This window comes from Intestinimonas sp. RTP31139st1_F5_RTP31139_211217, assembly GCF_040226735.1.
GTDB classification, from domain to species: domain Bacteria; phylum Bacillota; class Clostridia; order Oscillospirales; family Oscillospiraceae; genus Intestinimonas; species Intestinimonas butyriciproducens.
Genome location: NZ_JBCOAQ010000023.1, coordinates 46107 through 56508, shown reverse-complemented (window position 1 = coordinate 56508; position 10402 = coordinate 46107). Strand labels below are relative to the sequence as shown.

12 protein-coding genes and 1 pseudogene are annotated in these 10402 nt (G+C 58.5%); 12 read left to right on the top strand and 1 reads right to left on the bottom strand.

Annotated elements, in window-relative coordinates; genetic code table 11:
- From ABUA09_RS13015 to ABUA09_RS12970, 10 genes and pseudogenes are all read left to right on the top strand, one after another.
- Positions 1-321, top strand: a pseudogene (locus ABUA09_RS13015) (N-acetylmuramoyl-L-alanine amidase); the annotation flags it as partial.
- 16 nt (positions 322-337) lie between these two features.
- Positions 338-586, top strand: a complete 249-nt coding sequence (locus ABUA09_RS13010) for a phage holin (RefSeq protein WP_279204727.1) — start codon at positions 338-340, stop codon at positions 584-586.
- 3 nt (positions 587-589) lie between these two features.
- A complete protein-coding gene (locus ABUA09_RS13005; RefSeq protein WP_058118048.1) occupies positions 590-883 on the top strand; it encodes a hypothetical protein in 294 nt (97 codons plus the stop codon).
- Between the two features lie 410 nt (positions 884-1293).
- Complete coding sequence (locus ABUA09_RS13000; RefSeq protein ID WP_033119061.1) at positions 1294-1536, top strand: ribosomal L7Ae/L30e/S12e/Gadd45 family protein; 243 nt, start codon at positions 1294-1296, stop codon at positions 1534-1536.
- A 78-nt stretch (positions 1537-1614) separates the two neighbouring features.
- Positions 1615-2037 carry a 30S ribosomal protein S12 gene (gene rpsL / locus ABUA09_RS12995; RefSeq protein WP_349949412.1) on the top strand — a complete coding sequence of 141 codons (423 nt, stop codon included), beginning with the start codon at positions 1615-1617 and terminating at the stop codon, positions 2035-2037.
- Between the two features lie 193 nt (positions 2038-2230).
- Positions 2231-2701: a 30S ribosomal protein S7 gene (gene rpsG, locus ABUA09_RS12990; RefSeq protein WP_033119063.1), complete on the top strand. Its 471-nt coding sequence runs from the start codon at positions 2231-2233 to the stop codon at positions 2699-2701.
- Positions 2702-2721: 20 nt separating this feature from the next.
- Positions 2722-4827 carry an elongation factor G gene (fusA, locus tag ABUA09_RS12985; RefSeq protein ID WP_033119064.1) on the top strand — a complete coding sequence of 702 codons (2106 nt, stop codon included), beginning with the start codon at positions 2722-2724 and terminating at the stop codon, positions 4825-4827.
- Positions 4828-4922: 95 nt separating this feature from the next.
- Complete coding sequence (gene tuf / locus ABUA09_RS12980; RefSeq protein ID WP_033119065.1) at positions 4923-6122, top strand: elongation factor Tu; 1200 nt, start codon at positions 4923-4925, stop codon at positions 6120-6122.
- A 157-nt stretch (positions 6123-6279) separates the two neighbouring features.
- Positions 6280-7140 carry a mechanosensitive ion channel family protein gene (locus ABUA09_RS12975; protein WP_227151990.1) on the top strand — a complete coding sequence of 287 codons (861 nt, stop codon included), beginning with the start codon at positions 6280-6282 and terminating at the stop codon, positions 7138-7140.
- A gap of 20 nt (positions 7141-7160) precedes the next feature.
- Positions 7161-7718, top strand: a complete 558-nt coding sequence (locus ABUA09_RS12970) for a hypothetical protein (RefSeq protein ID WP_033119067.1) — start codon at positions 7161-7163, stop codon at positions 7716-7718.
- 46 nt (positions 7719-7764) lie between these two features.
- Here the strand turns inward: ABUA09_RS12970 and ABUA09_RS12965 are convergent, their stop codons facing one another.
- The gene (locus ABUA09_RS12965) at positions 7765-8247 is read right to left on the bottom strand and encodes a DUF4830 domain-containing protein (protein ID WP_033119068.1); all 483 of its coding nucleotides are present in this window, start codon (positions 8245-8247) and stop codon (positions 7765-7767) included.
- Between the two features lie 58 nt (positions 8248-8305).
- Between ABUA09_RS12965 and ABUA09_RS12960 the strand changes: the two genes are divergently transcribed.
- Complete coding sequence (locus ABUA09_RS12960) at positions 8306-9073, top strand: pseudouridine synthase (protein WP_207742840.1); 768 nt, start codon at positions 8306-8308, stop codon at positions 9071-9073.
- 154 nt (positions 9074-9227) lie between these two features.
- Positions 9228-10319 (top strand): PucR family transcriptional regulator, encoded by a 1092-nt coding sequence (locus tag ABUA09_RS12955; protein WP_208318642.1) that lies wholly within the window; start codon positions 9228-9230, stop codon positions 10317-10319.
- Positions 10320-10402: the final 83 nt, after the last annotated feature.

Here is a 10402-nt window from a genome sequence, read left to right as displayed (position 1 = left end):
TGCGTCAACGCGGACGGCGACTTTGCCAAGGCCAGAGAAAACGCGGCCTCGCTGGTGCGGCTGCTGATGGAGGAGCACGGTACCCCCATCGGTCATGTGGTCCAGCACAATCACTGGAACGGCAAGGACTGCCCGTACACCATCCGGCACACAAGCGGGGCCTGGGAGGCATTCCTGGCGTTGTGCGAGGGAGGGCCGTGTGCAAAGACGAACCGGCAGACGGTACAGGCGCGCTTCGGGCTGGCCGAGGAGACCATGGACTACCTGGAGGCGTACCGATACGGCGCGGACCTGCTGCAAAAGCTGGCCGCGGCAAATTAGGAGAGGAGTACTTATCATGACCAACAAGATCAGCGCGGGCACGATTGCCCGGAGCGTTGTACTGCTGCTGGCCCTGGTCAACCAGGTGCTGAGCATGCTGGGCGTCCAGACCATCCCCATCGCGGACGAGAACGTCAACACCCTCATCGCCACCGGCTGGACCATCGCCGCCTCCCTGGCGGCGTGGTGGAAGAACAACAGCTTTACACAGGCCGCCCTTGCGGGGGACGCCCTGAAGGACGAAATCAGGGCCAGGGAGGAGTAAGCCATGGCGGAGGACATCGCGGTCAAGGTGGCCGAAATCGAGCAGCGGAGCAAATCGAACACCCACCGGCTGGACAAGGTGGAGGAGCGACAGGACAACCTGGACAAACTGGTGTCCTCCGTGGAGGTGCTGGCGACACGGCAGGAGACGGTGGAGACCGACGTGAAGGAGATCAAGACCGACGTGAAGGCCCTCACCGAGAAGCCCGCCAAGCGCTGGGACGGTATCGTGGACAAGCTCATTTGGCTGGCCGTCTCGGGCGCTGTGGGATTCCTTGCGGCACAGATCGTGAGATAGTCGTAAAAAGGCCGGGGATTACTCCCCGGCCTCTCCCCTTTGTGCCCAGAGAATATCGCTTCTAAAGCGGTATATCATTCTCATTGTGATTGGAATATTCAGGACGGGCTGCGGCGGGGGAGGTAACCGGGCACCCTGCCGCCCTTCCTTCCTACTGATTAGAAACAGAAAGACTGGAGTTCGTTTCATAAAATATTTAAAAATTTTTACCCCAAATGCCTTACCATTTTCCTATGGGATGCGGTAGAAACGGCAAGGCCCGAAGGCAGGGACGCCTGTCAAAATATTGCTTGACTTCCCCATAACGCCATGGTATAATTCCAAATTGCGCAGGTGTATCCGCGCACGGTGGAAAACAAGGTGGAAAACCCCGCTTTCCATTGGGACATCTGAAACAGGGGGGATGACGGTTGCTGACCGAACTCAAAGCCGGACCCCGGGTGGTGGGTGCCAAACAGACCCGCCGTGCCCTTGCCGACGGGCGGGCCGTCCGGGTATTTCTGGCAGAGGATGCAGACCCGGGTGTGACGGACCCCATCGAGGTACTTTGCGCCGAACACGGCGTGCCCGTGGAGCGGATTTCCGCCACGCGGGAGCTGGGCCAGGCCTGTGGCATCGCTGTGGGAGCCGCCGTGGCGGCGCTGGTCCGCTAACTTTGGTTTTAACAGAATAATTCTACCATTATTTTGTTAAAATAATAAAATGAGAACTCGAGAAAGGAGGAACTATTTATGCCTACGTTTAATCAGCTCGTCCGGAAGGGCCGGGAGGCCGCGACTTATAAGTCCAATTCTCCCGCGATGCAGCATGGTCTGAACACCCTGAAGAACCGCGAGACCGACCTGCCTTCTCCTCAGAAGCGCGGCGTGTGCACCGCTGTTCGCACCTCTACTCCGAAGAAGCCGAACTCCGCGCTCCGTAAGATCGCCCGTGTGAAGCTCACCAACGGCTACGAGGTTACCGCTTATATCCCCGGTGTGGGGCACAACCTGCAGGAGCACTCCGTGGTCATGATCCGCGGCGGCCGTGTTAGGGACCTGCCCGGCGTGCGCTACCACATCATCCGCGGCACTCTGGATACCCAGGGCGTCAACGGTCGTATGCAGGCCCGTTCCAAGTATGGCGCGAAGCGGCCCAAGGCTGGCAAGAAGTAAGACTTCTTCCAAACATGAAAGCATGTTTGCGCCCCGGCGCAAGACGACAGTCTTGCCAACGTGCGCTTCCTATATAATAGGGGCGTTTCTTTGGCAGGCACTGGACAAGCAGGCACTTGTCTTTACACGGGGGCTGCCCACTGAGGCGGCTTTCGAGTACCTATGAAATCATACTGTGAAGGAGGGAAGCAAAGTGCCCAGAAGAGGAAACGTACCCAAGCGAGAGGTTCTGCCCGACCCGCTGTATAACTCCGTCCTGGTGACCAAGCTGGTCAACAGCATCATGCTGGACGGTAAGAAGGGCGTCTCTCAGAAAGTGGTCTACGGTGCTTTCGATATCATCAAGGAAAAGACCGGAAAAGACCCTCTGGAGGTCTTTACCACCGCTCTGGAGAACATCATGCCGTCCCTGGAGGTCAAGGCCCGCCGCGTGGGCGGCGCCACTTACCAGGTGCCCATCGAGGTTCGGCCTGAGCGCCGTCAGACCCTGGGGCTGCGGTGGCTCACCACTTATGCCCGCAACCGCAGCGAGAAGACCATGAGAGAGCGCCTCGCCGGCGAGATCATGGATGCCGCCAATAACCTCGGCTCCGCGGTCAAAAAGCGCGAGGATACCCACAAGATGGCCGAGTCCAACAAGGCTTTCGCGCACTACCGCTGGTAGTTATAAGGAGTTATTAGAGTATGCCTAGGAAAGTATCCTTAGAGAATACCCGGAACATCGGTATCATGGCTCATATCGACGCCGGCAAGACCACCACGACAGAACGGATTTTGTTCTACACCGGCGTCAACTATAAGATCGGCGAGACCCACGACGGTACCGCCACCATGGACTGGATGGCCCAGGAGCAGGAACGCGGCATCACCATCACCTCCGCTGCCACCACCTGCTATTGGAAGGGCAGCAAGGACCAGTTCCCCCAGACCCGTATCAATATCATCGACACCCCGGGTCACGTGGACTTCACCGTGGAGGTGGAGCGCTCCCTGCGCGTGCTGGACGGCTCTGTGACCGTCATGTGCGCCAAGGGCGGCGTGGAGCCCCAGTCTGAGACTGTGTGGCGCCAGGCCGACCACTACAAGGTCCCCCGCATGATCTATGTCAACAAAATGGACATCATGGGCGCCGATTTCTACAACGTGCTGCGTATGATCCACGACCGCCTGAAATGCAATGCTGTGCCCATTCAGCTCCCCATCGGCAAGGAGGAGACCTTCAAGGGTATCATTGACCTGGTGGAGATGGACGCCGACATCTATTATGACGAGATGGGCAAGGACATGCGCGTGGAGGAGATCCCTGCCGATATGATGGAGTTGGCGCAGGAATACCGCACCAAACTCATCGACGCCTGCGCCGACCTCTCCGACGAGATCATGGAGTTGGCGCTGGAGGAGAAGCCCATCCCCGAGGATCTGATCCGCAAGGTGCTCCGGCAGGGCACCATCGACAACAAGATTGTCCCTGTGACCTGCGGCACCTCTTACAAAAATAAGGGTGTGCAGAAGCTGCTGGACGCCATCGTGGACTTCATGCCCTCTCCTGTTGACATTCCCCCCATCGACGGCATCAACCCGGACACCGAGGAGGAGGACTCCCGCCCTGCGGACGACAACGCCCCCTTCTCCGCGCTGGCATTCAAGATTGCCACGGATCCCTATGTGGGCCGGCTGTCCTTTGTCCGCGTGTACTCCGGTATGCTCAACACCGGTACTTCGGTGCTCAACAGCACAAAGAACCAGAAGGAGCGTATCGGCCGCATCCTGCAGATGCACGCCAACCACCGGGAGGATATCGAGACCGTCTATTCCGGCGATATCGCCGCGGTCATCGGTCTGAAGAACTCCACCACCGGTGATACCCTGTGCGATGAGAAGCACCCCATCATCCTCGAGTCCATGGAGTTCCCCGAGCCGGTCATCCGTGTGGCCATCGAGCCCAAGACCAAGGCTGGTCAGGAGAAGATGGGCCTGGCGCTGATGAAGCTGGCCGAGGAGGACCCCACCTTCAAGACCTGGACCGACGAGGAGACCGGACAGACCATCATCGCCGGTATGGGTGAGCTCCATCTGGAGATTATCGTGGACCGTCTGCTCCGTGAATACAAGGTGGAGGCCAACGTGGGCGCGCCCCAGGTCGCCTATAAGGAGACCATCAAGAAAGCCGTCGAGCAGGACACCAAGTATGCCCGGCAGTCCGGCGGTAAGGGCCAGTACGGCCATGTGCGTATCACCGTGGAGCCCAACGAGCCCGGCAAGGGCTATGAGTTCCTCAACGAGATCACCGGCGGCGTGATCCCCAAGGAGTATATCCCTGCGGTGGATCAGGGCATCCAGGGCGCCATGCAGGCCGGTGTGCTGGCGGGCTATCCCGTGGTGGATGTGAAGGTCCATCTGACCTTCGGCTCCTACCACGAGGTGGACTCCTCCGAAATGGCCTTTAAGATCGCCGGTTCCATGGCGTTCAAGGAGGCCTGCCGGAAGGCCAACCCCATCCTGCTCGAGCCCATCATGAAGGTCTCCGCCATCGCGCCCGACGAGTATATGGGCGATGTGATGGGCGACCTCTCCTCCCGCCGCGGCATGATCCAGGGCACCGAGACCCGTCCCGGCGCCACCCAGATCGACGCGCTGGTCCCCCTCTCCGAGATGTTCGGTTACGCCACCGACCTGCGTTCTTCCACGCAGGGCCGCGGCCAGTACACCATGGAGCCCCACAGCTATGTGGAGATCCCCAAGAGCATCGCGGATAAGATCATTGCCGAGCGCGGCCACAACGCGGAATAAAGGACTTGCAATTCTAGCGTCTATGCGGTAGAATGTAAGCCGTAAAAACTAAATTTTGTCGCTTACAACCTGTAATATAAGGAGGATTACTCAAAATGGCTAAGGCTAAGTTTGAACGCACCAAGCCCCATGTCAACATCGGCACCATCGGCCACGTTGACCACGGCAAGACCACTCTGACCGCCGCTATCACCAAGTACCTGGCCCTGAAGGGTCAGGCTCAGTACGAGGATTATTCCAGCATCGACAAGGCTCCCGAGGAGCGTGAGCGCGGCATCACCATCAACACCGCCCACGTGGAGTACGAGACCGACGCCCGCCACTATGCCCACGTCGACTGCCCGGGCCACGCCGACTATATCAAGAACATGATCACCGGTGCTGCTCAGATGGACGGCGCCATCTTGGTCATCGCCGCCACCGACGGCCCCATGGCTCAGACCAAGGAGCACATCCTGCTGGCCCGCCAGGTGGGCGTGCCCGCCATCGTCGTGTTCCTGAACAAGTGCGATCAGGTGGACGATCCCGAGCTGCTGGAGCTGGTCGAGATGGAAGTCCGCGAGACCCTCGACAAGTATGAGTTCCCCGGCGACGACACCCCCATCATCAAGGGGTCCGCTCTGAACGCCCTGACCTGTGAGGGTGGCGTAGACGATCCCGCTTTTGCCTGCATCAAGGAGCTGATGGACGCTGTTGACTCCTATATTCCCACCCCCGCCCGTAACGACGACCTGCCCTTCCTGATGCCCGTCGAGGACGTGTTCACCATCTCCGGCCGTGGCACTGTGGCCACCGGCCGTGTGGAGCGTGGTATCCTGAAGGCTGGCGAGACCGTCGATATCGTCGGTCTGACCGAGGAGAAGAAGTCCACCGTGGTCACCTCCATGGAGATGTTCCGCAAGACGCTGGACTTCATCGAGGCTGGTGACAACGCCGGCTGCCTGCTCCGTGGTATCGCCAAGACCGATATCGAGCGCGGCCAGGTCCTGTGCAAGCCCGGCTCCATCCACCCCCACACCAAGTTCAAGGGCCAGGTCTACGTCCTGTCTAAGGAAGAGGGCGGTCGTCATACCCCCTTCTTCAACAACTATCGTCCCCAGTTCTATTTCCGTACCACCGACGTGACCGGCGTCATCACTCTGCCTGAGGGCACTGAGATGTGCATGCCCGGCGACAACGTCGACATGGACGTGGAGCTGATCACCCCCATCGCCATTGAGAAGGGCCTCCGCTTCGCTATCCGCGAGGGCGGTCGTACCGTCGGTTCCGGCGTGGTCATCGAGATCAACGAGTAATCAAGCGTGAGGGAATACCCCGCCGCATTTTGCGGCGGGGTATTCTTTTTCCAGTCGGGTATGGCAGGGGTGGGAGCATCTTTCCTTTTGATCAAGGATGTGGTATACTGAACCAGCAGCCTGTCAAATGGTGATGATATGTAAGGAGGCCGGTTCCTTGTCCGATATTCTGCCCTTGGAAAGTACTTCACCTGAGGAAGTCACCGAGACCTTTGAAAGGATATCCAGCTCCATGACGTGGAGCAAGGCGCTGTATGTGGCGCTGCTGTTTGTCATCTGTGTGGTGGGGATGCGGCTGGTCATCAGCATTTTGGACCGAACGATGACCCGCCTGCGGATCGAGCCCACAGTCCACAAGTTTACGCGCTCGTGCTTGAAAGTCATCATGTGGATGGTGACGCTTCTTGTTTTGGCCGGATATATCGGCATCCCTGTGGATTCCTTTGTGGCCGTGTTGGGGATCATCGGCGTGGCGCTCTCCCTCGCGCTGCAGGGTATTTTGTCCAATCTGGCCGGTGGTATCATGGTCATGGTGTCCAAGCCCTTTGCCGTGGGGGACTATGTGGATGCAGCGGGACTCTCCGGTACGGTGGCGGAGATCGGACTTGTCTATACCAGGCTGAAGACCATTGACAACAAGATCATCTTCGTGCCCAATGGAGAGATTTCCGGTGAGAAAATCACCAACTATAACAGTCAGGACCGGCGCAGAGTGGACCTCTCCTTTGCCGTGTCCTACGAAGATGATCCGGAACGGGTCAAACAGGTCATACGGGAGGTCGTGGGGGCCCATCCCAAGGCGCTGTTTACGCCGGAGCCTTTTGTCCGCACCACAGCGCTGGGGGACAGCAGCGTGAGCTATACCCTGAGGGTCTGGTGTGCCACGGAGGACTATTGGGAGCTTTATTATGATCTGCTGGAACAGGTCCGGGCCGCTTTTGACCGGAACGGCATCGGGCTGACCTATAACCACCTGAATGTCCATCTGATCTCAAATCCGGTGGAGAAGGACCGCTGAAAAAGAGGAGTGATTGATTTATGTATGGAGACTACGCGCTGGCCGGAAAGGGACTCAAAACACTGTTTTTATCTGAAATCGTGGGCTTGATCGCCACAGTACTGAGCGGCGTGGCACTGGTGGGCAGCCTAGCGGGACTGGCGGGTCTGATCCTGGGACTTGTGGGCCTTCACACCGCGTCCCCCACCCATCCCTATTTTAAAAATGCGTTCTTTACCTCGGTCGGCAATATTGTGGCCAACTTTTTGGGCACATTGCTCGGGGAAAGCGGCTTTTTCTCCGGTATATTGAGTATTTGCAGCGGTATTCTGGGATTGTTGACCGTATACTATGTCTGTATGGCGGCTTCCCATCTGCTCTCTGCCAAGGGGGATCAGGCCTGTGCAGACAAGGGGGGAACCGTCTGGAAGCTGTACGCCGTGTGTACGCTAGTATCCATTGTCTGCGCTGTGCTGGTCCTGGTGCCGATCATCAACATTGCGGCCGCCCTGCTGCTGATTATAGTGGCGCTGGTCATGTTCGTGGCTGGCATCCTGTACTTGGTGTTTCTCTATCAAGCATCCCAGTCGCTCCAATAGGCAGAAGAAAACGGCGCGGCGCTCATTTATGAGCGCCGCGCCGCCGTTATCCAGGCATGGCCAGTCCGTGGATGAAGCCGCCCAGTTGGCTGGAGAGGACTTCGCCACCGACCACGGTGTTTTTGTAGATCAGCAGACCGGCCTGGACGCCGGTCTCTCCTGTGGGATAATTGGATATCTCGTAGGTATAGCGTTTGACCCGCTTGCCCTTGTATTTTTCCAGGTCAAAGCCTTGGCCGGACTGGAGGGAGAGGTACTGGGTATAGGTCTCGTCAAATTCCTCAGGGATGGCCAGCTCTTCTACAGAGAGCGGGTCGGCGGAGACCTGCCAGCCGTAGCTCTCCAGATAGGCGATCCTGTCCTCATTGGTTTTGATGCCCTTGGGGCTGGCCGGGGCGGGAGAGACCGCGTCCACTCCCCTGGCGGACAGTACCCCGCCCACCAGAGCCACGGCGCCACAGAGCACCACGATAGCGGCCACGCCCGCAACAAGTCTCCCACGGCGCAGTTTGGCGGTCCAGATAAACACAGCGCAACGCTCCTTCCATTTCTTTTCGGGTTATTTGTATGTGCAGGAGTCCCCGGGTATGATACAATATTACAAAAAGGACAAGGAGCGAGGCTCCGGAGGGGAGTGGATTCTGATCGAGCGGCTGGACAAAATTCTGGCGGGAACAGGCCGATGGTCCCGGCGGGAGGCTGGAGAACTGGTACGGGCTGGGCGTGTGGAGGCGGCCGGGGCGGTGGCGCGGCGCCCGGAGGAAAAGTATGAGCGGGAGGGGCTGGACCTGCGCGTGGACGGAGAGCAGGTCTGCGGGGAGCGATATGTCTATCTGATGCTCCACAAGCCGGCGGGACTGCTCTCCGCCACGGAGGACCCCAGGCAGCCCACCGTGCTGGATCTGCTGCCGGAGCATCTCAGGCGGGTGGGACTGTTTCCGGTGGGGCGGTTGGACAAGGATACGGAGGGTCTGCTCCTCCTCACCAACGACGGCCCGCTGGGACACCGCCTTCTCACGCCCGCGCGTCATGTGGACAAAGTGTACTTTGTCCGCGCCGCAGGGCGTCTGGATGAGGAGGACGCCGCGGCCTTCCGCGCGGGCATGATGCTGGGGGATGGGTTGCGCTGCCTGCCGGCGGAGCTGGAGCTGCTCCCGGAGCCGGATGCCGGCCTTGTTACCCTGCGGGAGGGGAAATACCATCAGGTCAAGCGGATGCTCGCGGCCCGGGGAAAGCCGGTGCTCTACCTGAAAAGGCTCTCTATGGGACCGCTGGAGTTGGACCCGGAATTGGTGACCGGAGGCTGGAGACCTCTGACGGAGGAGGAGCGGAAGAGATTGAAGGAATTGGAATAATTTCCATGTGCACCCCTTCGGCATTTTTCACAAAAAAATACGTTTTCCCTATTGAAAAGGGAGAAAAAAACCAGTATAATAGAAAAGCCGGGTCTGAAAAGAACCGCGGTGTTGAGAGATTAAGCGCTGCAGGCGCATAGAAGGGGGCAAAGCGATGTCCAGCCGGGTTTTCCAGAGTGTGGTTTTGCAAATGAAGGACAGTACCGACCGTGCCATCGGCGTGATTGATTCTGAGGGAACGGTGGTAGCTTGCAATGAACTGACCTGTATTGGAGAGAAGTGGACGGGAGCGGTCGAAGCGATCAACGAGGCCGACACGGAATTGGTGGCCTTTGACGGCAATACGTTCAAACCGCTGGCAGGGTGGAGCTCTCAGTTTGATTATGCAGCCTTTGCACGCGGGGAGGACGATGCGGCCCGCATGGTATGCTCCATGGCCGCAGTGGCCCTCAACGGCGCCAAGGCCTACTATGAAGAAAAGCACGACAAGGCCACTTTTGTCAAGAGCATCATCTCCGACAATATTTTGCTGGGGGATATCTATGTCCGGGCCAAGGAGCTCCACTTCACCTCCGAGGCGCCCCGGGCGGTGTTCCTGGTTCGCCAGGTGGGCACTACGGATATGGCCGCGATTGACGTGGTACAGTCCCTCTTCCCCGACAAACAGGTGGACTTTGTCCTGTCCATCAATGAGATGGATATCGCCCTCATTAAGCAGCTCTCCGACGGCACGGAGAGTAAGGATCTCTATAAGGTGGCCGAGCAGGTGGAGGCCGCGCTGAGGTCGGAGCTCAATCTCAAGGTCGTGATCGGCGTGGGCACCATCGTGACCCACATCCGGGAGTTGGCACGTGCTTACAAGGAGGCCCAGGTGGCCATCGACGTGGGCAAGGTGTTTGACACAGAGAAGTCCATCATCAACTATGAGAATTTGGGGATCGGGCGTCTCATCTATCAGCTCCCGACCACCCTGTGTGAGATGTTCCTCCAGGAGGTCTTTAAGAAGAACCCCATCGACTCCCTGGATCAGGAGACGCTGTTCACCATCAATAAGTTCTTTGAAAACAATCTGAACGTCTCGGAGACCGCCCGCAAGCTCTTTGTCCACCGGAATACCCTGGTATACCGGCTGGAAAAGATCAAAAAGCTCACCGGGTTGGACCTGCGGGAGTTTGACGACGCCATCACCTTTAAGGTGGCGCTGATGGTCAAGAAATATCTGGTGTCCAGGGGCATCGAGTCCTGAAAAAGAAATCACAAGATGACCAGCGGCGGAGGCGGACCTTCGTCCTACCGTGTCCCGGGCTAACAGATCTGGTAGGGCGGGTG